Genomic DNA, 22,961 nt, shown 5'->3' with positions numbered 1-22,961 from the left:
GCTTCTATTCCGGTTTCTGGATTTTATCGCCGGGCCGCAGGCCCGAGAGTATTTCATACTGGCCCGTATCGTCCACCAGCGGCGCGGCCAGCGCGACAGGGGCGTCCACAAAGCGCTCCCCCACGGCCACGCGCACAAAGTCCACCCCGAAGCGGGTCGAGACATATTCCTTCGGAATGCGGATTGCCCGGCGCTCGCCCACGGGGGCGAGAACATCCACGCGCTCCCCGAACAGCGCTGTCAGTCCACCTTGCACCGTTGCATCGGCAATGACCGACCCCTGACGAAGTTCGGGATAGACCCGCACAATCGTGGCCGTGCGGATATCATCCGAGCGGGAAGGCAGGCGCAGCGAGATCGTCTCGCCTTCGGAAATCGTGGCGGCATGGCGTTCCGGCAGGGCAAGCCGCACGATACCGTTCACGGTGGCAAAACTGGCAAGAACCTCACCGGGAGAGACCACCGCCCCCTGCACCACATTCACATCGGTCACATGCGCGTCTGCCGGTGCCAGAATGCGGCCTTCGGCTTCGCGGGCGGAGAGGGCCCGGCGTTCGGCTTCTGTTGAAGCCAGGCTGCGCCGCAGCACGTCCAGCGCTGTGCGTTCCTCGTCCAGCCGGGCCTTTGGATAAAATCCGCGGGCGAGCAATCCTTCATTGCGCGTCAGGTCTTCCTCGGACTGGCGGATCTGGGATTTCAGCCCTTCGATCCGGGAAGAGAGAGACGCCAACTGCGGGGCGAGGGTGTCATCCGTCACGATGGCGACCACTTCGCCGGCCTTGACGATCTGCCCCTCCACGACGTTCAGCCGCGTCACCACGCCTTGCAGGCGCGAGCGTGCCGTTGCCGTGTCGCCCGCCTCAATGCGCGCGATCACAGGGCGATAGTCCACAACAATCGATTCCTCGACGGTCAGCGTCTGGGCACTCGCCTGGCCCGAAATGGCCAGCGCGGCGATGGCTGAAACAAAAAGTGTTCGCATCTCAGTAACGGCCATGATCCTCGACCGCTCCGGTCGCTGGGTTGATGGAAACGCAAGGCAGTCCGGCAGATTTCCAGGCGCCGATACCGCCAGCCATATGGGCCGCTTCTGCGCCGGTTTCGGCCAGAAACTTGTCGAGGGCCATGCGCGAGCGTTTGCCCGATCCGCACTGGAAAACGATCTGGCGGCCCGGATTTGCGGGAATTGCCCGGGCGTCGAAGGTCGACAGCGGATGGAGCAGGGCGCCGTGGATGCGCTGGTTTGCAAATTCGGCAGGCTCACGAACATCGATCAGCAGCACGTCTCCGCGTTTCAGCGCGTCAAACACCGCTTTGGGATCAAGGTCTCTCGGGTCGCTCATGATTGGTCTCCGTAAGCAGGCTTTCGGGATGGTTTGTCACAACCTCAATTTTCCATCTTGAGCCATAAGCAATAATACGTATTTTATAAAACAATAAAATACAATTATCTTTCAAATCAAGATGGGAGCGCAGGAAAATGGCTAAAATCGTCGTTCTGGGGGCCGGCCTTGGCGGTGTCATCGCCGCGTATGAAATCCGTCACGCTGTCGGGCGGGAGAGTAGCGTGGCCGTGATCAACGAGACGGACTTCTATCAGTTCGTTCCCTCAAATCCCTGGGTTCTCGTCGGTTGGCGAGAGCGCAAGGATATTGTCGTCGATCTTGCCGGTCCGATGAAGAAGCGGAACATTGATCTCATCGTTGGCAAGGCAGAACGGGTCGAACCGGAAGCCAAGCGTGTCCGCCTCAGCGATGGCCGGTTTGTCGACTATGACTATCTCGTCATTGCAACAGGTCCGGAGCTTGCCTTCGACGAGATCGAAGGGCTCGGGCCAGCCGGGTTCACCCAATCGGTCTGCCATATCGACCATGCCACTGCGGCCCACACGGCGTTTGAGAAGTTCTGTCAGGACCCTGGCCCTGTCATCGTCGGCGCGGTTCAGGGCGCGTCTTGCTACGGGCCCGCCTATGAAACCCTGATGATCATCGAGACAGAACTCCGGAAACGGAAGATCCGCGACCGCGTTCCGATGACCTTTGTAACCTCCGAGCCCTATATCGGCCATCTGGGCCTGGATGGGGTCGGAGACACGAAGGGCCTCTTGGAGAGTGAAATGCGCGAGCGCCACATCAAGTGGATCACCAATGCGCGCGTTGTGAAGGCCGAGGCCGGCAAGATGACGGTCGAGGAGGTCAATGAGGATGGCAGTGTGAAACAGGTTCACGAACTGCCGATGAAATATTCCATGATGCTGCCCGCCTTCAGAGGCGTCAAAGCCGTGCATGGTATTGAAGGGCTCACCAATCCGCGCGGCTTCATCCTGACGGACAAGCATCAGCGAAACCCGAAATATCCGGAAATCTTCGCCATCGGCGTCTGCATCGCCATTCCGCCGGTCGGCAAGACGCCGGTGCCGGTGGGCGTGCCCAAAACCGGCTTCATGATCGAGTCCATGGTCACAGCCACCGCCCGAAATCTTGCTGACATTCTGGAGGGCAACGAACCCACCCATGAGGCGACCTGGAACGCCATTTGCCTTGCCGACTTCGGAGACAAGGGCGTCGCCTTCATCGCTCAGCCCCAGATCCCGCCGCGCAATGTGAACTGGTCTGGCTCGGGCGGCTGGGTCCATACTGCAAAAGTCGGGTTCGAGAAGTATTTTATAGGGAAGGTGAAAGCCGGAAAGGCAGAGACGTTCTATGAGAACGCTGCCCTGGCGCTCATCAAGACCCACAAGCTGAAAGGCTGAAGACGCCTTCAAGGAGAGGCAGACATGGCAGAAGACAGAATGATCGTGTGCCTGGCGTGCAGCGCGGTGAACCGCGTGCCGGAAGGCAAATCACTCACCGCAGCGAAATGTGGCCGGTGTTCAGAGGCGCTGGCAACGCCGCAGCCAGCTGACATCACGAACGACCAGATGCGACTGCTTGAGAAGAAGGACACCGGGGCATTTGTCGTGGACCTGTGGGCGCCCTGGTGTGGTCCCTGCCGGATGATGGCGCCGCACTATGCAGCGGCTGCCGAACATCTTCAGAGCGATGTGCGCTTTTACAAGATCAATACCGATCAACACCCCGATGCCGCCATTCGCCTCAATATTCGCGGCGTGCCAACGCTGGTCGCCTGGAAGGGCGGCCGGGAAGTTTCCAAACAGGCGGGCGCGCCCGGCGGCGCGGCGCTCGAGCGCTGGGTGCGAAGTTTGTTTGGTCTCGCGCCTTCGCCTAACTGATCCCTCAATGGAGCAACTGAAATGAACCTTGATCGTGCTGTTCTCGCTTTTGCTGGCTGCGTTGTGCTTGCCAGCCTGGCGCTCGGATATTTCGTCTCGCCCTACTGGTTCCTGCTGACGGCCTTCGCCGGCCTCAACATGTTGCAGGCTTCCGTCACGGGCTTCTGCCCGGCGGCGATGATCTTCAAGATGGTCGGCGTGAAGGAAGGCTGCGCGTTTAAATAGGCGCCGGCAGCCTTCAGTCTCTCAGCTGCCGGTAATGCGTCGCGATCATCTTCGAGACGTCCGTGCAGATCTGGCGTGCGTCGCGATGGGGTTCCTCAAGCACCATTTCCATGGCGCTGTAGGCCAGTTCGGTCGTCAGGCGCGCGCTGGCAATCAGGCGCTCGCGCGACGCGGGATGGCCTTGCGCCTTCATGGCGTCGGCGATGCGTTCAGCCACCATGTCGCTGGAGGCAAGGCGCACTTCCCGCAGGATGGGGATGGCTCGCAGGGCCCTCAGCACAAAGATGTTTCCGGGGAACTGCCGGGTGATGTCGTTCACCCGTTCCTGCAGGCGCACATTGCTGGCCACTTCTTCTTCCAAGCTCTTGGTTTCCAGCCCGCCCTCGGCGATCCAGTCCAGCACCGCCTGGTCCTGCAGCGCCATGAGCCGGTCGCCCAGTTCGCGAAGAATGGCATATTTGTTCGGGAAGTAGCGATACAGGGCGGGGGGCGACAGCCCCGCCCGGCGGCACACCAGATTGGTCGACAGCCGCTCCAGCCCCACCTCGTCCAGTAACCGCCCGGCCGTGTCGAGGATCAACTCAAACGTGTCCTGCGCGCGCGCCTGCTGCGGTTGCTGCTTGGTGGCGGTCTCCACCTGCATGGGATCGGCCACCTTGCGAGAGGTCGTTTTCTTGGCGCTGCTCATTTCCTCGGCGTTCCCCACGCTGGCTGTGCTCATTCTGCACACATATAGGCTAAACATCATGAAACGGTAATTAAAGCTATTGTAAAAGTGCTAGTGATCGCTATCCAATCGCCTCCGAATAGGGATGGAAGAAAAGGATTCTGCGATGAGATCTCTTTTGATCGGAACCGGGGCGGTCGCCCTTCTCTGGACCGGCAGCGCGGTAGCGCAAACCGAGGAGCCTCAGGAAGACGCCTCGGCGCGCCGCCTGGAAAGCATTGTCGTGACCGCGCAGAAGCGGTCCGAAAACGTTCAGGATGTGCCCATCGCCATCACGGCGCTTTCTTCCTCAACGCTGGAAAAACAACGCGTTACCGACGTTACCTCGCTCGATAACCTTGTTCCCGGCCTGCGCATCGCGGCAGCGGACGCGGCTGCCAACCCGAAGATCTTCATTCGCGGCGCCGGTCTCAACGATTTCAACCCGACCTCGTCCAGCGGCGTCGGCCTATATGCGGATGGCGTCTATATCGGCTCGCCGCTCGCCCAGTTCTCCACATTCTATGACCTTGACCGCGTCGAGGTTCTTCGCGGGCCGCAAGGCACGCTCTATGGCCGCAACACCACGGGCGGCGCGATCAACGTCATTTCCAAACGCCCGACCTTCTCGCCGGAAGGGTATGCCTCCATCGAAGCTGGGAACTTCGGCTCCGTTGAGCTCAACGCCGCCTATGGCGGCCCGATCGTTGGCGACAAGCTCGCTTTCCGCATCGCCGGCCAGTACGCCGAAGATGATGGTTTCAGCACCAACGCCGTCACCGGCAACAAGGTGAACAATACCGAGCGGTATGCCGTGCGCGGCTCGCTGCTCTACACGCCAGATGACCTCACCGACATCCTGCTGACCGTCAACACCTTCGCAAACCGCGGCGGCGCGGTGCAGCCCAAATCCCGCCAGCTGTTCCCCGCCGATCCTTCGGCAGCCGGCCCCGACGGCGCCTGCGCGCCGGCCTTCTTCCGCAGCGGCCTCTGCACCGATGCCCTGGGCTTCGCTGACACGAGCGCCGACCCCTACACGATCACCTCCGATGTTGAAGGCAAGGACAAGGTTGACCTCTGGTCGGCCGCGCTGACCATCGACCGCGAGATCGGTGACCTCACGCTCACCTCGATCACCGCCTATCAGGATGTCGAGCGCAGCGCGCATGAGAACACCGACTCCAGCCCGCTGCAGATGCTGGAAGCCTTCTACAACAACACCCAGGAACAGTTCTCGCAGGAACTGCGTCTTGCCTCCGATGGCGAGCGCCTGAAATGGGTCGTGGGCGGCTACTACATGAAGGATACGACCACCAGCGACAGCGCCTATGACATCCTGCGCATTCTCCGCCCGCTGTTCATCACGCCGGAAAACCCAACCGGTGTCAGCCCTGAAAACTCGGTCATCTATCTCGGTTATCCGTACACGCAGAAAACCGACACCTACGCCATTTTCGGCCAGGCTGATTATGAACTTGCGCCGGGTCTCATTCTTACAACCGGCCTGCGCTGGTCGGCGGATGAAAAGTCGATGGATTATTCCACGTTGGCCGAAGGCGTTCTGCCGGTCTTCAGCTATCAGGCTGACAAGACCTTCAGCGACTGGTCCGGCAAGATCGGCCTGAAATATGACCTGACAGACACGACCAACATCTATGCCAGCTACAGCCGGGGCTACAAATCCGGCGGCTTCTTCGGCGGCAATGCAGACAGCCCGGAACAGATCGCCCCCTACGAGAACGAAACGGTCAACGCCTATGAGATCGGCTCCAAGAGCGATCTGTGGGATAACCGCCTTCGGATGAACCTGTCCGGTTTCTATTACGACTATCAGGACATTCAGGCTTACTCGACCGTTGAGCGTAATGGCCTGACGGTGCAGGTGCTCGATAACGCTGCAGGCGCCGAGATGTATGGCGCGGAAGCCGAGTTCACCGTGATGCCGATCGAGAATCTCGATCTCTCGCTCGGCCTTGCCTGGCTCCATGCCGAATATGGTGAGTACAACTCTCTGGGCGATGACTATTCAGGCAATCAGATGCCCCAGGCGCCTGAGTACAGCCTGACCAGCCGCGCCGCCTACGCCATCAACACCAAGACGGGTGTGGTCATCACTCCCAGCATCGACGTGTCGTATCGCTCGAAAGTCTATTTCGACAGCACGATGCGCGAACGCCTCTCTGATCCCGAGCTCTGGCTCGTCGGCGCAGAGCTTTCGGTCATGTCGCCCGATGGCAGCATCGAAGCCGGTCTCTGGGGGCGCAATCTGACGGACGAGACCTACCTCACCTCCGCCAACCCCATCGACAGCCTCGGCGTTGACCTGCTGACCTACTCCCGTCCGCGCAGCGCGGGCCTCTTCCTGCGCTACCGCTACTGATATGGCGCTGATGCCGACAGCGGCCGGACCGGAGGAGGCGCTGCCTCCCTCCGTGTCCGTGCCGGGCGCCCGCAAGCTGGATCGTTCTGCCTGGTCATGGGCCACCTACCAGGCAGGGCGAGACCCTTATATCGGCCTCGTCAATGGCTTTCTCTTCGCACCTTATTTCGCAACCGTGGTTGTGGGCGATGGCGTGAAAGGGCAGGCGATGATCGCCCAGATGGGAATGATCTCGGGTCTGACGGTTGCTTTCATTGCCCCGGTCATCGGGGCAACGGTAGACACCCTCGGTCCCCGCAAGCCCTGGCTTGCCCTGATCACGCTGATGGTCATCCCTTTGATGATGTCGCTCTGGTTCGCGGCGCCCGGCGGCGCGATCCTCTCCCCCTGGATTGTCGTTGCCATTCTGGGGCTGATCTCCATTCTCCTGTCCTGCGGGGAGGTGCTCTTCTCCTCCATGTTGCCCTATGCCGCCACGCCGCGCATGCGGCCCATGGCGTCGGGATGGGCCTTGTCTCTGGGCAACGTCACGTCGATTATCCTGCTGCTATTCATCCTTCTGGCGCTGATGCTTCCGGAAAAGCCGCTTTTTGGCCTTTCGAAGGAAGCGAGCGAGCCCGACCGGATGGTGCCGATCCTGGTCGCGCTCAACTTCGCTCTCTGCGCCATTCCGCTTTTCCTGTTCAGCAAGGATGCAGCAAAGTCCGGCGGCAAGGCCAATGCCGCTTCCGTCAAAATGGGCGTCGGTTCGCTGGTCTCTCTCATCCGGAACTGGAAACAGAATTCCGATGCGATGATCTATCTGCTCGCCCGGACGCTGGCCCAGGATGCGGGCGGCGTTCTGCTCATCCTCTGCGGCGTGTACGCTGCCGGGGTGATGGGGTGGGGCGGCACGGAAATGCTCGTCTACGGACTGCTTGGCTGTGTGGCCGGGCTGATCGGAGGCGTGCTCGCCGGCTGGCTGGATGAAACCTTCGGCCCGAAGATCGCTTTCCAGATAGAGATTGCCGGCTCCGTGGTTGGCTTGATCGGGATCATCGGGGCGGCGCCTGCGCAAATCCTCTTCATGCCGGTCACCGATCCCCAGCCTGTGTGGAATGCGCCGATGTTCTCGACACTTCCGGAACTTGTCTTCGTATTTTTCGGCTTTTCCGGCTTCGTGTTCCAGATTGCGGCCTGGTCTTCCAGCCGCACACTGCTCACGCGCCTGGCGCCCGCCTCCCAGATGGGCGCCTTCTTCGGTCTGGCCGCACTGGCGGGAAACTCCACCAGCTGGCTTGGCCCGATGCTTGTCGGCATCTTCACGGCTGTCTTCCATTCGCAACAGGCGGGTTTCGTCCCCGTCACCCTCCTGTTTGCGGCAGGGTTCCTGCTGCTCTTCTTCGTGAAGGGCGGCGGCAAGGAACCCGACCCGGCCTGAGTTTCCTCCCAGCCATCTAGGATTCAGGCCAAAAGAAAGGCGCGGAGGCTGTCCCCTCCGCGCCTTTTGACTTTTGTACTTAAGCGGATGAACCGGCGATTAGGCTTTCGTCACACCAAACCGCTTCATCACATTGTGCGTGATCACTTCAACGAACGGGTCTTTCGCGGCAAGGCCGTGAGCCCATTCGGTAGTGCCCGTGTTGAACACTTCGCCTTTGCCGCGCTTGAAGCTCGCCAGCATCGCATGGCCGCGCAGAACGCGCTGCTGCATGGCGGGGGAGGGATCGCCATAGATCTCCCCGGCAATCACATCCAGCTTCTCCGGCGGGATCATCGGCGCATAGCCGCTGGTGGGATCTTCGCCCAGCGTCACCGGGGCAATGCCGATGATTTCGAGGTTCTCCGGAACGCCGCCTACAGTCAGGGACTTGGGCAGGCCATCGGTGCCAAACTCGAACAGGCACCCGTCGCTTTCATAACCGATCAGCGGAACCTCGCCGCCCAGAATGTCGCCATAGAACAGGTCTGTGCCTTCCAGAGCCCAGTGCTTGTCATTGTAGATCGTGAACCCCGCCGACCCGCGCGAGACGCACATGCCAAGCCGGTGATAGCCGCCGAAATTGAAGCTCAACCCTGTGATCTCGGCTTCGGGCGCGTTGAAGGCCCGGTGTGACCAGAGATGCGTTGCCAACTCTGCCGGCACATCCTCTGCCTCAAAGCCTTTCCATTTGTGGCATACATAGGTCTTGCCATCGTCTTCCCAGCGTACCTTCCAGAAGCAGGTATTGCCAGAGAGGATCGCCGCAAAGCCACCGCCATCCACAAACCGTTCCACCTGCGCCCGCTCATTGCCAGACCAGTATTCGGAGTGTCCCACGAAGAAGGCGGACGTATAGGCCGACAGCAGATCAGGATCCGTTTCCAGATCATAATCGGTCACATAATCGAACACATAGCCTTCTTCTTCCGTCCACGCCGCAAAGGCATGTTCCCATTTGTTGAGGAAACCGGCGGAGCCATCATAGGGCGAGATGCGATGCTTGCGCATCCAGACGGGGTCCGCCGTCCAGGGCTTCTCCTTGAATCCCCGCGAGCGCATGTTGATCAGGCGGGGGGCGTCGTCCGGCGCCGCAATGATCATCTGCGTGAACGGGCGCTGGGTGGAGGAAACGCCGATCGCCTGATCCATTGCCTGGTCAAACGGCACGGTGCCGGTCATCAGGCCGGTCACGTTGGAATAGGCGTTCGCTCCGCCCCACCAGTTGTAGGAATGATAGGTGTTCGTCGCCAGCACCAGCACCGCCTTTGAGCCCGCCATGCCTTTGGCGGGCTTGATGCAGACGAAATGGTGGGTCTGCTCTCCGGCTGCATCAGTCAGCGCGATGTCGTAATAGCCGGTGCGCCAGTCTGCACCCGTGGTCACTTCCAGCGCCACCGGCCAGCCGCATCCGTGGCGGTCAGCATCGACCGGTGCCGGGTGGTGGCCCGCCGCGATCCCGTCCTGCGTATGAACAATCTCGCGCGCCTTCCCCACGCGGGCGATCTCCAGCCGGCAAGGGCCGTTCTCCACGCTGATATGGAGGGCGAATGTCTCGCCGGGGTGAAGGCTCAGGCGGTCAGTATAGCAGGCCAGCATAGGGGGCTCCCATCAATCTCTACGGATTAATGGTAGCCATCATTACCATATGCGCAAGCGCAATCCCGCCGCACCCTCGCCCTTACGGCCGCTTCTTCTGCCCGTAGGACCGGAACCGGTCAGCGATGCGCGCCATCTCATCATCGGCCAGAAGGGTCGGTCCGCCGATGGCCAAGGTGCCCCAGTAGATGGCGGCCTGTTCCTCGATCTCTTCGGCGATCAGAAGCGCCTGTTTAAGGCTCGGCGCGACCACGATTTGTCCGTGATTGGCCATAAGTGTCCCGAATTGTCCGGAAAGCGTCTCGCAAACAGCCTCTGCCAGCTCGGCCGATCCGAAGGTAGCATACGGCGCCACCGGCACAGACGGTCCGCCGCTGACGGCCACCATATAATGCAGGGCAGGGATCGGCCTGTTCGCGCAGGCCAGCGTGGTGGCAAAGCGCGAATGGCAATGCACCACGGCGTTCACATCCTGGCGCAGCTGCAACAGTTTCCAGTGCATCTGCCACTCGCTGGAAGGCTTCATGCCGGCCGGGTCAAAGCTGCCATCGGGCGCCATCCGCACGATATGTTCCGGCGCCAGCATCGAAGGCGGAACCCCCGTCGGCGTCACCAGCATATCCTCGCCCAGGCGCGCCGATACATTGCCCGATGTCCCCCGGTTCAGGCCGCGCGCATCCATCGCCGCCATCACCTCGACAATCTGCGCCCGCAGCTTTGCTTCCTGTTCGCTCATCATGCGGCAGTCTCCTTCACGGGCAAGGTTTTGACAGCGTTTTCCACCTGCTCAAAGCTTTCCAGCTTGCCATAGGTCGCCAGCCCCTGCGCCACCATCGCCGCGGTCGCGGCGGCAAATTTCAGCGCGTCGATGTCCCCCAGCCCTTTGAGTTGCGCCGTAATGAATCCCGCGCAGAAGGAATCGCCACACGTGGTCGTATCCACCACTTTGATGTCAAACGCCGGCAGCCGGCCCCGCAGGCTACCCGCCGCCATCACGGCCCCGCGCCCGCCATCCTTGATCACGCAGTTCTTGGCCCCCATCGCCACGAACGCATCTGCCGCCGCCTGAAGATCCTCTTCTCCGGTCAGGAAACGCGCTTCCTCGGCGCTTGGCAGAAACCAGTCCACATGCGGAAGTATCCGTGCCAGTTCCGCCTTCGCGTCTGGCCTCGGCGCAATCAGATCACACGTCACCACTGCGCCCGCCGCCCTGGCGGCCGCCACCAGCCTTTCGCCCGGCCCGCCATCAAATGTTGGCGCGCCAATGGCCGCATAATGAAGGCAGCGCACATCCGCGGCGGCCGCCATCAGCGCGTCCGTCAGCGGCGGAACAGAGCCAGCGCCCGGTGCATGCAGCGTCGGGCGGCGGCCCTGATCGTCAATAGGCAGGATCGTCGTGGAGGTCGGATACCCTTCCAATGTCTGCAGGAGGCTCGTGTCCACCCCGCCATCTTCCAGCGCAAAGCGGACGAACTTGCCCGTCAGGTCGTTGCCGATGGCGCCCGCAACGCCAGCCTTCAGCCCCAGCCGCGCTGCGACACATGCCGCGCCCGCCGCCGTGCCGGCCGGCGCGCAGGCAATCTGTTCAATCAGCCGTCCGCCTTCATTCTGCGGAATTTCCGTGATCGGCCGGCCCACAACATCCAGCGTCGTCAGGCCCACGCACAGAAGATCAAGTTTCATCCGATTTCCTCCCGAATTTACCTTGCGTCCATATCGGTCTTAAGTAAGATAGTCAAAACTATCTTATCGGCAAAATCGGCGAGGGCAACATGTGGACGAACTCAGTGGACAAGGCTTTGCGTGAGCGGGCCGAAGCGGTCATTCCGGGCGGGATGTATGGTCACCAGTCCGTGCGCCTTTTGCCGGACGATTATCCGCAATTCTTCGACCGTGCTTCGGGCGCCTATATGTGGGACACAGATGGCAACCGATACATTGATTATATGTGCGGCTACGGACCAAACCTGTTCGGCTATGGCCATGAGAGCATCGACGCTGCCTACATCAACCAGCTGAAAAAGGGCGACACGATGACCGGCCCGGCCGGCCTGATGGTGGAGCTTGCCGAGCAGATGACGGCGATGGTCACCCATGCAGACTGGGCCATGTTCTGCAAGAACGGCACAGACGCCACCACGATGGCGATGATGGTCGCCCGCAACTTTACCCGCAAAAACACCATCGTGCTCGCCAAGGGCGCCTATCACGGCGCCGCCCCCTGGTGCACGCCCGTCAGGAACGGCACAGCGCCCAGCGACCGCGCCAATCAGGTCTTCTATACTTATAATGATGTCGCCAGCCTCGAAGAGGCCGTTCGCAAGGCTGGTGATGATCTCGCCGCCATTTTTGCCTCGCCGATCAAGCACGACACCTTCGTCGATCAGGAAGATCCGACAGCGGAGTATGCCCGCCGCGCCCGGGAACTCTGCGACGAGAAGGAAGCGTTGCTGATCGTGGATGATGTGCGCGCCGGGTTCCGCCTTGCCCGCGATTCCAGTTGGTCGCGCGTTGGCGTTCAGCCCGATCTTTCCAGCTGGGGCAAGGCCATCGCCAACGGCCACCCCATTTCCGCATTGCTCGGCGCGGAGAAAGCCCGCAACGCCGCTGCCACTATTTACGCCACCGGCTCCTTCTGGTTCTCCGCCGCTCCGATGGCGGCCAGCCTCGAAACGCTGCGCCTCATCCGCGAAACAGATTACCTTGAGCGCACCCAATCCCTCGGCCAGCGTCTGCGCAAAGGGCTGGATGAGGCGGCAAGCCATCACGGCTTTGTCCTCCGTCAGACCGGCCCGGCAGAAATACCGCTCATCATGTTTGAAGATGATCCGGGCTATTCCAAAGGCTACGCCTGGAACGACGCTCTCATGAAGCGCGGTGTCTATTTCCACCCCTGGCACAACATGTTCATCTGTGCGGCGATGACGGAAGAAGATATCGACCAGACCATTCAGATAGCGGACGATTCCTTCAAGGTCGTGCGAGAATCAGGGTCGCTTCCGCCGGTCGAGAAACTCGCAATCCTGGGACTTCTGGCGGATGGGCACTGAGGCAGCCTTCCCGGCGCCTCAAACCCCTGCTCAAACTGCCGAGAGCTGGCGTCCTTCTTCGGATGAGGCGGGCCGGTTGACGATTGATGTGGCGGCTATTGCTGCCAACTACCGCCGTCTCTGCGGGATGCACCCGGCCGCCCGCGTCGGCGTGGTGGTCAAGGCGGATGCCTATGGGCTTGGCGCGGCGCAGATTGCGCCGGTGCTTGCGGCTGCGGGTGCGAGGGATTTCTTCGTGGCGCATCTCGCCGAAGCCTTGGCCGTGAAACCTTTCCTTCCCGCGAATGTCACGATTTTCGTTCTCAACGGGCTTGCGCCGGGCGGCGAAGCAATCTGCGCGGCGGAGAAGAACATCATTCCGGTACTGAACACACCGGAACAGGCGCGGGATTGGTATGCGCTCACGGTAGACCAGTCCCGCGTCCTGCCTGCCGCGCTTCAGGTTGATACCGGCATGTCGCGGCTCGGCCTTGATGAAGAAGAGTTTGAGGAAGTGCTCGGCTGGCCGGCGTTCACGCAGAAGATCCCAATCCGCCTGCTGATGAGCCATATGGCCTGCGCCGATGTTCCAGGCGCCCGTGCCAATACAGACCAGATCGCCCGGCTTGAGCGCTTCTGCGCGCGCCTGCCTTCGGTGCCCCGGTCTCTGGCAAATTCGGCGGCGGCCATGTTCCTGCCGGATGCAGCGGGAGATGTCCTGCGGCCGGGTCTTGTGCTCTACGGCGTTGATCCGGGAACCACTGGCGTTCCGCATATGCGGCCTGCCGTCTCCCTTGAAGCCCGTGTCATTCAGGTGCGGGATATTCCGGCCGGCGCCGGCGTTGGCTATGGGTTCGACTATATCGCGAAATTTCCGTTGCGCACGGCCACGGTTTCCGCAGGCTATGCCGATGGCTGGCCCCGATCCCTCAGCAGCCGTGGCGAGGTCTGGTTTTACGGCAATCGCCTGCCGATCCTAGGCCGGGTCTCGATGGATAGCTGCGTGGTTGACGTGACCGCGCTGCCGAAAGGGAGTATCGGCCCCGGCGACAGGGTGGAGCTGATCGGACCAAACCAATCGGTATCTGACCTCGCAATGCTTATCGGCACAACGCCGCACGAAATTCTTACCGGCCTTGGGCGCCGCTTTTCCAAGGTCTATGCGAACAGGCCGTCTATGGGCGGAGAGGAGATGCAGTCATGAAAGTCGTCATTCTGGGCGCCGGCGTCGTGGGGATCACGACCGCCTATTATGCCGCGCTCGATGGCCATGATGTGACCGTGGTGGACCGCATGAGCGGCCCGGCGCTGGAGACCAGCTTCGCCAATGCGGGCGAAATTTCGCCGGGCTACGCGTCTCCCTGGGCGTCCCCCGATGTGCCGCAGAAAGCGCTCAAATGGCTGTTCATGGAACACGCTCCGCTGATCATCCAGTATCACAAGCTCAGCCCCGTCATGGTGGCCTGGTGCCTGGCCATGCTGCGCAACTGTACGCCCGCGCGCTACGCCGCCAACAAGGAAAAGATGGTCCGCCTGGCCACCTACAGCCGTGACATGCTTCGGGATCTGCGCGCCGCTGAATCCATTAGCTACGACCATCGTACGCTCGGGACATTGCAGCTCTTCCGTACCCAGAAACAATATGACGGCGCCGCCCGCGATATTGAAGTACTCAAAGCCGGCGGCATTGATTTCGAGCTTCTGGACGCCGCGGGTTGCCATGGCGCTGAGCCAGGCCTGGCCCACGCAACCGATCCCATCTTTGGCGGGCTGCGCCTGCCGGGAGACGAAACCGGCGATTGCTTCAAGTTTACCAATACGCTGGCCGCCATTGCGGAGGCCCGCGGCGTGAAGTTCCTCTGGAACACATCGATTGACGGCCTGTCCGAAACCGGTGGCCGGGTCAGCGCGCGCATCGGCGGCAAGCCGGTAGAGGCAGATGCGTTTGTTCTGGCGTGCGGCGCATGGTCTCCGGCGCTGGCCCGCCCGCTGGGCATCGGCCTGCCGGTTTATCCGGTGAAGGGCTATTCCATCACTGTGCCGATCACGGATGAAACGCGCGCCCCGCAATCCACCCTGCTGGATGAAACCTTCAAGGTCGCCATCACGCGGCTGGGAGACCGTGTGCGTGTGGGCGGGATGGCAGAGCTTGCCGGCTTTGACCGCAGCCTGAAGCCGCAGCGCCAGCGCACGCTGGAACGGTCCGTCTTCAGCCTGTTCCCCGGTGTAACCACTTCAGAGGAGCGCAATCTCTGGTGCGGCCATCGCCCGATGACGCCCAATGGCGTGCCCTTTGTAGGCCGCTCGAAGTTTCAGAATCTGTGGCTCAACACCGGACACGGGACACTTGGCTGGACCATGTCCTGCGGCTCCGCGCGCCTGGTGGCAGACGAGATTTCAGGGCGCAAACCCGCAGTCAGCCTGTAGGGCTAAACCAGTTTCCCGGCAGCTTCGCCGCAACGATCGTCCAAAAAGAAAAGGCGGGCTGTTTCCAGCCCGCCTTTGTTTTTACCTGGGTTTTTATCAGAAGCTCTTGCGGATGCTGGCATACCAGTAGCGCCCATAGGGCTGGTAAAGCGCGCCGTTATAGCCGGTGGCGCTGGAGTCCATCGGCGGCAGCTGGTCGCCCACATTACGCACGCCAAGGCGGACGCGCGTGTTCTGCGCAAAGCCTTCATCGAACGCGTATTGGGCATAGAGGTTGACCGTCTGCTGGTCATCCACGCGCCAGTTCTCTCCTGCCGAGTTCAGGATCGATGTATCCCAGAAATAGCCGGTATACTGAGTATAGGCGCCAATCGTGATGGCTTCAGTAGGCTGCCAGGTCATAGACGCGTTCCACTTCCAGCGCGGCGAACCATCCTGACGAAGCAGGTTTCCGCCTTCCGGAATGATCGTGCCGGAGTTGATTTCGCCGGCAGCCCGGGCATCCAGCAGAGCCTGGATATCGGGAGACGCTGCGCGCTCATACTCGATAAGGTGTGCAACGTTCACATCGAAGTTGAAGCGGCCGACCGGTGTCTCATGCAGGGCCAGCGATGCCGAGAAATCCACGCCGCGCAGGTTTTGCGGTTGGAGGTTCCGGTAAGCATCGTTGACGTAGAGAACGCGGCCAACCGGATCGAGACCGGTTCCGGCGAATGCTGCAATCTCGTCAGCCGTCGGCGCAGCGCGGACGACATCCGGATTGCTCGAGCCTTGTGTGCGCAGCAGATAGTCAAGGATCAGCGCATTGCCTTCACCATAGATGCCGATCAGGCCTTCCTGCTCGACATTCCAGAGGTCTGCGGTCAGCGTCAGAGACCCGAAATGATCCGGCATGATGCGGGGTTGCAGCACCGCGCCGACGGTCCAGGTATCCGCCGTTTCCGCCTGCAGATCCGGGTTGCCAGCGCGGCGACCGGTGGTGGCGAAACCATAACCCGTGCAATCTGAGAAGTTCGCGATACGGAGCGCCCGGACGTCCGCTTCGCAGCGCACCCAGTCCGTACGCGTGTTGGAGCGGGAAACAACCGTCGCATTGATCTGCTCAAGGTTGGGCGCGCGGAAGGATTGGGCCCAGGAGCCGCGGAAGCGGAGGCTGTCAACAACCGTCCAGGAGAGCGCAACTTTCGGCTTCGCGATGTCGCCAAAGTCCGAATAGTTCTCATAGCGGCCGGCAGCCTGCATCTCGAGGCTCTGCATCAGCGGAATGTTCATTTCCGGCGAGACCAGCGGCACTGCGAATTCGATATAGGCGGAGCCCACCGTACGCGAACCTTTCGTGTCGGGCGTATCGCTGGTGCCGACCAGGTCGCTGGGAACCGTGATGCCGGTCTCGGTGTCCGTGAACGTGATGGTTCCGTCGACATGCTTGTCGCGGTCATCAAGCTGCAGGTCGCGGCGCAGCTCAACACCCGTCGCCATGCCGACATCGCCGCCGGGCAGGGTGAAGAGATCGGGCCGGCTGAGCTTGAAATCCAGCTGGGCAAGCGAGGTGCGCGAGTAACGCTCCGTACGGATACGGGCATAGTCGAGCGCCGCTGCATTCGACAGGGTCGTATCGAGGCCCTGCGGGTCTGCCGGATTGGCGCCATTGAAGGGGTTGTAGGCGTCCGGGGTCGACCAGGACATAGCTTCCTGAAGCCGGGTGGATGAAACGCCATCCTGCTCATCCCGAACAGACGCGCGTGAGTAAAGCAGTGCGCTTTCCCAGTCGAAATCGCCAACTTCCCCGCGAACACCCGTCAGGAAACGGAACTGGTGATTTTCAACATTCACATTCGAAAGACCGAAGTCATCGAAGCGATAGCTCGTCAGGGTAACATCGGCGCCATTGGGCGAGATGTTGAGGCCGGGCAGGCGGTTGGGGTTGACGCTTCCATCGGGGAGCAGCGTTGCCCCGAAGGGGTTCCAGTAGTTCGTGGATGGAACAGTGATGCGGGCGGAGCTCAGCATCGTGGAAGATTGCTGCCATGCGTTCGTTTCGGCGAAGTAGTAGCCGAGTTCGCCGAAGGTCTGCATGCCGCTCGGCATGTCATAACGGAAGGTCGAGAAGAGGTTGATGCGCTCAACTTCCGGCATCAGCGAGGTGCCAACTGCGTTGGTGTCATAGCGCGTGTTGCGATCCGTGCCGGTCGTTGCCCGGTTGCTGGCGCGCAGGCACACGCCATCTCCCAGAGATGTTGCGCAGCTTCCGTTGGCGGAAGGAATGACCGAGAAAGCCCCTGCGCTGGTGGTCAGCGCGACGCCATTCTGGCGCACGGTGCCGGTGCCGACGGTTGCAAAGTTGCCCCAACCGCTGATGGTGCTCGTGCGGTCGAGTGTGCCTACGCCTTCAAAGTCGGTGCCGGTAAAGAAGCTGCGACGGTCTGCAGTTGCCGTCCAGCTCTGATCCGTTGTCGACAGTTCGGAGCGATCCGTATAGCCGAGGAACAGCGAGACGTTGCCGCGCCCGTCGGCGAAATCGGTACCGAAGGTGCCGTTGACATCAAGCTGGCGCAGGTCGGTGCCTTCAGCCCCGCCATACTGGACCGTCAGGTCGCCGCCATTGTTCACTTCGCGCAGCACGGTGTTGACCACGCCTGCCACGGCATCGGCGCCATAGATGGCCGCGGCGCCGTCGCGCAGAACCTCAATCCGGCTGACGCCGGCGGTCGGGATGGCATTGGTGTTGTAGGTCAGCACCGGAACGAGATTCTCGTTGGCGCGCGAGGTCGGGTGCAGAACCACCCGGCGGCCGTTGAGCAGCACCAGCGTGTTGCCGATACCGAGGTTACGCAGGTTCACCGAGCCGACGTCGCCGCGCGCGGCATTGCTCGATTGGGGCAGGTAGGTGCTGTTGAAGGTCACGTCGCCCATCTGCGGGATGGACCGGAAGAGATCGTCACCCGAATCGGCGCCGATGGCAGCCAGTTGCTCCTGGCCGATCAGGGTCACAGGCAGGGCCTCCGTGGTGCGCGCGCCCTGAATGTGCGAGCCGACAACCACGATCGTCTGTTCACGGCGTTCTTCGGTGGCGGCTGCTGCCGTCTGGACTACAGGTTCAGACTGAACGCTGCTCTCGTTGACCACTTCCTGGTCCGGGCTCGTCTGCTGAATGGCGGAAGCGTCGATCAGGAACACGTTGGAGGGGGTAACCCGGTAGCTGAGGCCCGCATTGGAGATCAGCGCGCTCAGCGCATCTTCGGGCTCGAAAGCGCCTTCCAGGCCGGTGCTCTGCTTGCCGGCGACCAGGTCTGCCGAGACAAGAATTTCACGGTCGCTCTGGCGGGAGAAATCCGTCAGGGCCTTGGAAAGAGATCCTGGAGGAACAGAAAACTGAACCGGCTCGGCAATCGCCGATCCCGCCATCAGGGCGGTCAGAGCCGCGCCGCTCATCACGCCGCGCTTCAGTTTGTTTTGGAAAGTCCTGCTTGTCATCTGATCCTCATTGCTTCTTGCGTGCTGAGGGCTTCCTGTTCCCCGCGGGAAGCCCCTTCAATGCCTAGGACGCAGCAGGTTCGGCAAACCCGCCTGACAAATATGACGGGCAAGTAACAAACTAGAGAGGTTGTGACATTTTTAGCACGATCACATTTCCCTCGCGCTGGGCTTCAATCGGGAAATAGACCTGAAGCGCTTCGGTGAAGCGTGCCTGCTGGCCGGCACGGAAGAGGCCGGTGATATGCAGGTTGGAGATGCCGTCGCCTTCGGGAACGATGCGCACGGTGGAATAGCGGTTCATCTCGGCAATGGCTTCTGTCAGCGGCGTGTTCTCGAAGGTGACATAGCCTTCGCGCCAGCTGGTCGCCTTGCTGGTGTCTATCTTCGTCACTTCCGGCAGGCTCGCTTTGGACGTGGCGACGAGCCGTTCGCCCGATGCCAGCTGTACCAGCGGCGCCGGCTTTTTCCAGCTAGAGGCGGGCACTTCCTCAATCTCGACCTTGCCTTCCACCAGGATGACTTCAACGGCCGTTTCGTTGAGGCGCACATCAAACGTTGTGCCTAGGGCAACTACACGCTGATCCCCTGCGGTGACGATAAACGGCCGGCTTGGGTCCTTGGCCACTTCAAACAGGGCCTGCCCCTTTAGCAGGGTGATCAGTCGCTGCTCACCAGAATAATCCACATGTACGCGGCTGTCGGTATTCAGCGTGATGACCGAGCCATCCTCCAGCGTGATGCCGGAACGTTGGCCAACAGTTGTTGCGTAATAGGTTGGCGCTTCGAGATCGATCTGGCTGGGCGGGGGATTCCCCCGCATCATGAAATTCGCCGCAACCGGCACCATCAGCGCGAACATCGCAAGGCACGCGACCAGCGCATACCGCCGCTTGTCGTCATTATGGCGCTCGTTCAGCGCGGCGTCGCGCAATGCGCGCATCTCCGGAGAATGCGCCACGGACAGCAGGGCGGAGACAGACTCCTGCAGAAGCTCATAGGCCTCGCGATGGCTGGGGTCGGCTTCATACCAGTCGCGAAAGGCGCTGCGTTCTGCATCGCTGCAGTCAGGATTGCGCAGGCGCGCATCCCAGTCGGCTGCTGCGGTATGCCCCGTCATCGTCTTTCTCGAACCCGAATCCTTCATGACGCCAGATTAATACCGATCGTTGCGGCCCAACCGGGTCAACAGATGTGCGTTTGCTCGCGCCATATATTTTTCAACCGTACTAACCGATATTTTCAGATGTTTCGCAATCTCGGAGTGCCTGAACTGCTCAAAATGGTAGAGCGCAAACGCCTGACGAACAGGGGCGGGCAACTCATAGAGGGCTGAAATCAGCCGTTTGACTCCTTCCTTTCCTATCAAGACGCGTTCGGGATCAGAATCCGCCAACCCATGCCGCTCTTCTTCGAAAGTTTCATGTGCGCCCCCGCCACGCGCGGTCGAACGGCGAATGCTGTCGATAAGGACGCTGTTGGCGGTCCGAAACAGATAGGATTCGACGGTGCTGACTTCCGTAAGGTCCGCCTTCCGAGCGATCTTGGCGAAAACTTCCTGCACCAGATCTTCGGGATCGAGGGCCGCAGGCGCCCGCTTGCGGAAATAATTCCGCAAGGCGCCGCCATACTTGCGCACCCAGACATCAAGGTCTGCAGGGATATGTTCGGTTCGAGTGCCCTTGCGGGATTGGTGGCCCATCTTGGATTCGCCCAGCTTGGTTGTGTGATAAATACAAGTGACGGTTCTGCGACAACCGGAAAAATGCGATCTCACCGGAGGATTTTGCCGTCTTGTGCGTCTTAGGAGACAGACGCACCCCTCTGCACAAGCCAAGATGCCCCCACATAAGGAGAAATATGTGCTCCGCCTTCTAAGTGTTCTGATCCTCGCCGCTGTCTGCCTGTTTGGGCAGCAGTTCGCCTTCGCCCGTCCCGGCCAGGTGACCGCCATCACCAATGTCGAGGTGTTCGACGCCACCGGCGCGGCGCCCTGGCAGGGCACGGTGCTCATCCGCGATGGCAGGATCATCGAGGCAGGGCCGAAAGTGAAAGCGCCGCGCGGCGCCAAGGTCATCAAAGGCGAAGGCCGCGCCCTGCTGCCGGGCTTTTATGATGTCCACACCCATTGGGGCCCGCGCGCCACGCCCTCCGCCCTGCCGGAAGTGGCCGCCAACTATCTCGCCTCAGGCGTGACGACTGTGCTCGATTTCCATCAGCCGCCGGAGGCTTTTCAGCCGCGCCGCGAATGGCTGAGCCAGATTCCGTCCCCGCATGTGAACATGGTGGCTCGCATGAGTACACCGGGCGGTCATGGCGCTGACTGGAGCGACCAGACCACCACGAAATGGGTGTTTACGGATGAGTCCGCCCAGCGCGCGGTGCAGGAACTGCTCCCCTATGAGCCGGACTATATCAAGGTTTTCACGGATGGCTGGCGTTATGGCATGTCGCCGGAAGAAACCAGCATGAATGAGGAAACCCTCAGCGCGCTGGCCACTGAAGCCCACCGGAATAACATCCGCATCCTTACCCACACGGTCACCGCCCAGCGCGGCGCGCTCGCTGCCCGCGCCGGCGTGGACATCATCGCTCACAGCCTTCAAGACCGTGTGATCACTGAAGAAGAGGTCGCCGATATCGTGGCCTCCGGCCTCTACTATGCGCCCACCCTAGCCATCTACGAGCCCCGCCGCCCCGGCGCGCCGGAGCTCAACATGGAAAGCGCCGCTGTGCGCCAGCGTGTCTGGAAATATGGCAACGCCGAGGAAAACCTCCGTATTCTGTTTGCCGCTGGCGTGCCCGTTGCCCTCGGTACGGATGCCGGCATCGGCGGTCTCGTGCACGGTGACGCCACGCTGCGCGAAATCGAGCTCTTCGTTGCCGCCGGCCTGCCGGAAGCTGACGCGCTGATCGCCGCCACGGCCAACAGCGCCGCCGCCCTCGGCTTCGCCGAAGATCGCGGAACCATCGCTGCCGGGAAGCGCGCCGAAATCGTTCTCATCGATGGCAAGCCCTGGAAAACCATCAGCGATGTGCGCAAGACTTCGCTCGTGCTCGTTGATGGCGCCGTCGTTTACGACGCGGCAAACCCGCCGAAGCCGCTTCCGGCAACCCTCGCCGCGCGTCCGGCCCCGGCCCTGATCGACGACTTTGAGCGCGCCGATGGCCGCACCGCAATCGACACGCTCCCCGTCACCGATCTCGACTTCGGCATGGAGCGTTCGGTCATCACCTTCACGCGTCGCCCGCGCGAAGAAGGCGATCATGTCCTCTCGGTCAGCGCCAATATGGCCCGCAAGGAAAACCCCATGGCCGGCGTGCTGTTTCCCCTCAGCCGCGGCTCGGTTATCCCCGCAGATGTCACCACCTATGAGGGCGTCTCCGCAGAGCTCTTTGGCGCGGGAGACTACACGCTGCGCATCGTCTCGATGCAGGGCATGTGGGAGGCGAAAGTCTCGGCAGGCGAAGGCTGGAACAACATCAATGTTCCGTTCACGGATTTCACCTTCGCAGGAAACCGCGAAGCTGCCCCGGAATGGACCGGCGACGATCTGCTGCAGGTCGGTGTGCTCGTGAACCGTGCGGCGGGCGAAACCGCCTGGTTCGAGATTGACGATATCGGCTTCTACCCCGCGCCGTAACCCTATGCCCGGCGCCTCTGCACAGGGCAGGGGCGCCGGTTATCCCTGCTGCGCTTTCGCCAGCATCTGCCGGAACGTGGCAATCTTCTTGTCCAGCCGCGCGCGGCCTTTTTCAGTTGCGCAGGCGGCCAGGATCAGCGCATAGCCAAGCCCCACAGACGGCAACAGTTCCTCGGTCTCCAGCATCCCCACCGACCAGGAAAGCAGCGTCCCGCCTGCCAGATGCGACAGCATCCGCTCCAGCGCCTCCGCGCTCGTATCCGGCTTCAGCAGGCCTTCCTCCTGAGCAGAGGTCAGCAGCATATGCCATGCCGCGCGCGTCTGCGCCTGCCGCTCGGGGCTGACGAGGCCGGTATCATCGTCCTTGCCCCCGGCCGTCAGCAGCGCGCGCCAGAGCGGCCTATAAAAGTCCGGGTCCTGAACGAAATACCCATAAGCCAGCGTATAGGCTTCGAAAATCCGGTCGATGGCATTTGACACGTTCAGCTTGTGATACTTCTGAACAAAATCCCGCTCGTCCTCCAGCACCGCCATCACAACGGCGCGCTTGGAACCGAAGAGGTTGTACGAGGTCGCCACGCTCACCTCGGCGCGCCTCGCCAGTTCGCGCATCGACAGGTTCATGTCGCCTGTCTCGCGGATCATGTCGCGCGCCGCCGCCATGATTTTCTGGCGGCGTTCGGCTTTCGCTTGTTCGCGGCGACCAAGATCGGCAACGGGTTCGGCCATGGTATTGGCGCCAGCCTCCAGGGTGGGTGAAGTCATGAGATACTGTTCTCCCTGCTT

19 protein-coding genes are annotated in these 22,961 nt (G+C 61.5%); 9 read left to right on the top strand and 10 right to left on the bottom strand.

The window, feature by feature from the left end; genetic code table 11:
- Window positions 1-4: 4 nt before the first annotated feature.
- Together BBF93_RS10480 and BBF93_RS10475 are read right to left on the bottom strand one after the other, a co-directional pair.
- Window positions 5-997: an efflux RND transporter periplasmic adaptor subunit gene (locus tag BBF93_RS10480; RefSeq protein WP_114105859.1), complete on the bottom strand. Its 993-nt coding sequence runs from the start codon at window positions 995-997 to the stop codon at window positions 5-7.
- On the bottom strand, window positions 984-1,343 hold the full coding sequence (locus BBF93_RS10475) for a rhodanese-like domain-containing protein (protein WP_035594707.1): 360 nt from the start codon (window positions 1,341-1,343) through the stop codon (window positions 984-986). The genes BBF93_RS10480 and BBF93_RS10475 overlap by 14 nt, the downstream gene beginning before the upstream one ends.
- A 137-nt stretch (window positions 1,344-1,480) precedes the next feature.
- Here BBF93_RS10475 and BBF93_RS10470 point away from each other — a divergent pair, with 137 nt between their 5' ends.
- The 3 genes from BBF93_RS10470 to BBF93_RS10460 are packed head-to-tail and all read left to right on the top strand — an operon-like array spanning window position 1,481 to window position 3,457.
- Window positions 1,481-2,752 carry an NAD(P)/FAD-dependent oxidoreductase gene (locus BBF93_RS10470; protein ID WP_035594710.1) on the top strand — a complete coding sequence of 424 codons (1,272 nt, stop codon included), beginning with the start codon at window positions 1,481-1,483 and terminating at the stop codon, window positions 2,750-2,752.
- A 24-nt stretch (window positions 2,753-2,776) separates the two neighbouring features.
- The gene (locus tag BBF93_RS10465; protein ID WP_035594713.1) at window positions 2,777-3,232 is read left to right on the top strand and encodes a thioredoxin domain-containing protein; all 456 of its coding nucleotides are present in this window, start codon (window positions 2,777-2,779) and stop codon (window positions 3,230-3,232) included.
- 21 nt (window positions 3,233-3,253) lie between these two features.
- The gene (locus tag BBF93_RS10460) at window positions 3,254-3,457 is read left to right on the top strand and encodes a DUF2892 domain-containing protein (RefSeq protein WP_035594715.1); all 204 of its coding nucleotides are present in this window, start codon (window positions 3,254-3,256) and stop codon (window positions 3,455-3,457) included.
- Window positions 3,458-3,470: 13 nt separating this feature from the next.
- On the opposite strand, the gene BBF93_RS10455 is transcribed toward BBF93_RS10460, so the two are convergent.
- On the bottom strand, window positions 3,471-4,178 hold the full coding sequence (locus BBF93_RS10455) for a TetR/AcrR family transcriptional regulator (RefSeq protein ID WP_206742118.1): 708 nt from the start codon (window positions 4,176-4,178) through the stop codon (window positions 3,471-3,473).
- Window positions 4,179-4,290: 112 nt separating this feature from the next.
- Between BBF93_RS10455 and BBF93_RS10450 the strand changes: the two genes are divergently transcribed.
- Together BBF93_RS10450 and BBF93_RS10445 are read left to right on the top strand one after the other, a co-directional pair.
- A complete protein-coding gene (locus BBF93_RS10450; RefSeq protein WP_114107053.1) occupies window positions 4,291-6,543 on the top strand; it encodes a TonB-dependent receptor in 2,253 nt (750 codons plus the stop codon).
- A gap of 10 nt (window positions 6,544-6,553) precedes the next feature.
- Window positions 6,554-7,963 (top strand): MFS transporter, encoded by a 1,410-nt coding sequence (locus BBF93_RS10445; protein ID WP_162786509.1) that lies wholly within the window; start codon window positions 6,554-6,556, stop codon window positions 7,961-7,963.
- A 99-nt stretch (window positions 7,964-8,062) separates the two neighbouring features.
- Here BBF93_RS10445 and BBF93_RS10440 read toward each other — a convergent pair whose 3' ends face one another.
- From BBF93_RS10440 to BBF93_RS10430, 3 genes are all read right to left on the bottom strand, one after another.
- Window positions 8,063-9,601 (bottom strand): N,N-dimethylformamidase beta subunit family domain-containing protein, encoded by a 1,539-nt coding sequence (locus BBF93_RS10440; protein ID WP_114105857.1) that lies wholly within the window; start codon window positions 9,599-9,601, stop codon window positions 8,063-8,065.
- Between the two features lie 82 nt (window positions 9,602-9,683).
- Window positions 9,684-10,340 (bottom strand): class II aldolase/adducin family protein, encoded by a 657-nt coding sequence (locus BBF93_RS10435; RefSeq protein WP_233349081.1) that lies wholly within the window; start codon window positions 10,338-10,340, stop codon window positions 9,684-9,686.
- Window positions 10,337-11,284: a carbohydrate kinase family protein gene (locus BBF93_RS10430; RefSeq protein WP_114105856.1), complete on the bottom strand. Its 948-nt coding sequence runs from the start codon at window positions 11,282-11,284 to the stop codon at window positions 10,337-10,339. Before BBF93_RS10430 ends, BBF93_RS10435 begins: the two co-directional genes overlap by 4 nt.
- A gap of 89 nt (window positions 11,285-11,373) precedes the next feature.
- Here BBF93_RS10430 and BBF93_RS10425 point away from each other — a divergent pair, with 89 nt between their 5' ends.
- Genes BBF93_RS10425 through BBF93_RS10415 form a run of 3 tightly spaced genes read left to right on the top strand, consistent with a single transcriptional unit; the run spans window position 11,374 to window position 15,057 of the window.
- Window positions 11,374-12,651, top strand: a complete 1,278-nt coding sequence (locus BBF93_RS10425) for an aminotransferase class III-fold pyridoxal phosphate-dependent enzyme (RefSeq protein ID WP_114105855.1) — start codon at window positions 11,374-11,376, stop codon at window positions 12,649-12,651.
- Window positions 12,641-13,834, top strand: coding sequence for an alanine racemase (gene alr, locus BBF93_RS10420; protein ID WP_114105854.1), 1,194 nt, complete (start codon window positions 12,641-12,643; stop codon window positions 13,832-13,834). Before BBF93_RS10425 ends, alr begins: the two co-directional genes overlap by 11 nt.
- Window positions 13,831-15,057 (top strand): D-amino acid dehydrogenase, encoded by a 1,227-nt coding sequence (locus tag BBF93_RS10415; RefSeq protein ID WP_114105853.1) that lies wholly within the window; start codon window positions 13,831-13,833, stop codon window positions 15,055-15,057. The genes alr and BBF93_RS10415 overlap by 4 nt, the downstream gene beginning before the upstream one ends.
- Window positions 15,058-15,153: 96 nt before the next feature.
- Here BBF93_RS10415 and BBF93_RS10410 read toward each other — a convergent pair whose 3' ends face one another.
- From BBF93_RS10410 to BBF93_RS19515, 3 genes are all read right to left on the bottom strand, one after another.
- Window positions 15,154-18,489, bottom strand: a complete 3,336-nt coding sequence (locus tag BBF93_RS10410; protein ID WP_162786508.1) for a TonB-dependent receptor — start codon at window positions 18,487-18,489, stop codon at window positions 15,154-15,156.
- A 163-nt stretch (window positions 18,490-18,652) separates the two neighbouring features.
- The gene (locus BBF93_RS10405; protein WP_162786507.1) at window positions 18,653-19,651 is read right to left on the bottom strand and encodes a FecR domain-containing protein; all 999 of its coding nucleotides are present in this window, start codon (window positions 19,649-19,651) and stop codon (window positions 18,653-18,655) included.
- 36 nt (window positions 19,652-19,687) lie between these two features.
- The gene (locus BBF93_RS19515) at window positions 19,688-20,233 is read right to left on the bottom strand and encodes an RNA polymerase sigma factor (RefSeq protein ID WP_051612250.1); all 546 of its coding nucleotides are present in this window, start codon (window positions 20,231-20,233) and stop codon (window positions 19,688-19,690) included.
- A gap of 160 nt (window positions 20,234-20,393) precedes the next feature.
- Here BBF93_RS19515 and BBF93_RS10395 point away from each other — a divergent pair, with 160 nt between their 5' ends.
- Window positions 20,394-22,175 (top strand): amidohydrolase family protein, encoded by a 1,782-nt coding sequence (locus BBF93_RS10395; protein WP_233349080.1) that lies wholly within the window; start codon window positions 20,394-20,396, stop codon window positions 22,173-22,175.
- A gap of 39 nt (window positions 22,176-22,214) precedes the next feature.
- Here the strand turns inward: BBF93_RS10395 and BBF93_RS10390 are convergent, their stop codons facing one another.
- On the bottom strand, window positions 22,215-22,940 hold the full coding sequence (locus BBF93_RS10390; protein WP_114105851.1) for a TetR/AcrR family transcriptional regulator: 726 nt from the start codon (window positions 22,938-22,940) through the stop codon (window positions 22,215-22,217).
- Between the last annotated feature and the right edge of the window lie 21 nt (window positions 22,941-22,961).

This window comes from Hyphomonas sp. CACIAM 19H1, assembly GCF_003325995.1.
Taxonomy (GTDB): Bacteria; Pseudomonadota; Alphaproteobacteria; order Caulobacterales; family Hyphomonadaceae; genus Hyphomonas; species Hyphomonas polymorpha.
This window is presented reverse-complemented; position numbering and strand designations above follow the sequence as displayed.

What these genes read in the sequence shown, in the direction of transcription:
- BBF93_RS10480 (WP_114105859.1), bottom strand. Translation starts at nt 997, where the DNA reads ATGGCCGTTACTGAGATGCGAACACTTTTTGTTTCAGCCATCGCCGCG.
- BBF93_RS10475 (WP_035594707.1), bottom strand. Translation starts at nt 1,343, where the DNA reads ATGAGCGACCCGAGAGACCTTGATCCCAAAGCGGTGTTTGACGCGCTG.
- BBF93_RS10470 (WP_035594710.1), top strand. Translation starts at nt 1,481, where the DNA reads ATGGCTAAAATCGTCGTTCTGGGGGCCGGCCTTGGCGGTGTCATCGCC.
- BBF93_RS10465 (WP_035594713.1), top strand. Translation starts at nt 2,777, where the DNA reads ATGGCAGAAGACAGAATGATCGTGTGCCTGGCGTGCAGCGCGGTGAAC.
- BBF93_RS10460 (WP_035594715.1), top strand. Translation starts at nt 3,254, where the DNA reads ATGAACCTTGATCGTGCTGTTCTCGCTTTTGCTGGCTGCGTTGTGCTT.
- BBF93_RS10455 (WP_206742118.1), bottom strand. Translation starts at nt 4,178, where the DNA reads ATGAGCACAGCCAGCGTGGGGAACGCCGAGGAAATGAGCAGCGCCAAG.
- BBF93_RS10450 (WP_114107053.1), top strand. Translation starts at nt 4,291, where the DNA reads ATGAGATCTCTTTTGATCGGAACCGGGGCGGTCGCCCTTCTCTGGACC.
- BBF93_RS10445 (WP_162786509.1), top strand. Translation starts at nt 6,554, where the DNA reads ATGCCGACAGCGGCCGGACCGGAGGAGGCGCTGCCTCCCTCCGTGTCC.
- BBF93_RS10440 (WP_114105857.1), bottom strand. Translation starts at nt 9,601, where the DNA reads ATGCTGGCCTGCTATACTGACCGCCTGAGCCTTCACCCCGGCGAGACA.
- BBF93_RS10435 (WP_233349081.1), bottom strand. Translation starts at nt 10,340, where the DNA reads ATGATGAGCGAACAGGAAGCAAAGCTGCGGGCGCAGATTGTCGAGGTG.
- BBF93_RS10430 (WP_114105856.1), bottom strand. Translation starts at nt 11,284, where the DNA reads ATGAAACTTGATCTTCTGTGCGTGGGCCTGACGACGCTGGATGTTGTG.
- BBF93_RS10425 (WP_114105855.1), top strand. Translation starts at nt 11,374, where the DNA reads ATGTGGACGAACTCAGTGGACAAGGCTTTGCGTGAGCGGGCCGAAGCG.
- alr (WP_114105854.1), top strand. Translation starts at nt 12,641, where the DNA reads ATGGGCACTGAGGCAGCCTTCCCGGCGCCTCAAACCCCTGCTCAAACT.
- BBF93_RS10415 (WP_114105853.1), top strand. Translation starts at nt 13,831, where the DNA reads ATGAAAGTCGTCATTCTGGGCGCCGGCGTCGTGGGGATCACGACCGCC.
- BBF93_RS10410 (WP_162786508.1), bottom strand. Translation starts at nt 18,489, where the DNA reads ATGAGCGGCGCGGCTCTGACCGCCCTGATGGCGGGATCGGCGATTGCC.
- BBF93_RS10405 (WP_162786507.1), bottom strand. Translation starts at nt 19,651, where the DNA reads ATGACGGGGCATACCGCAGCAGCCGACTGGGATGCGCGCCTGCGCAAT.
- BBF93_RS19515 (WP_051612250.1), bottom strand. Translation starts at nt 20,233, where the DNA reads ATGGGCCACCAATCCCGCAAGGGCACTCGAACCGAACATATCCCTGCA.
- BBF93_RS10390 (WP_114105851.1), bottom strand. Translation starts at nt 22,940, where the DNA reads ATGACTTCACCCACCCTGGAGGCTGGCGCCAATACCATGGCCGAACCC.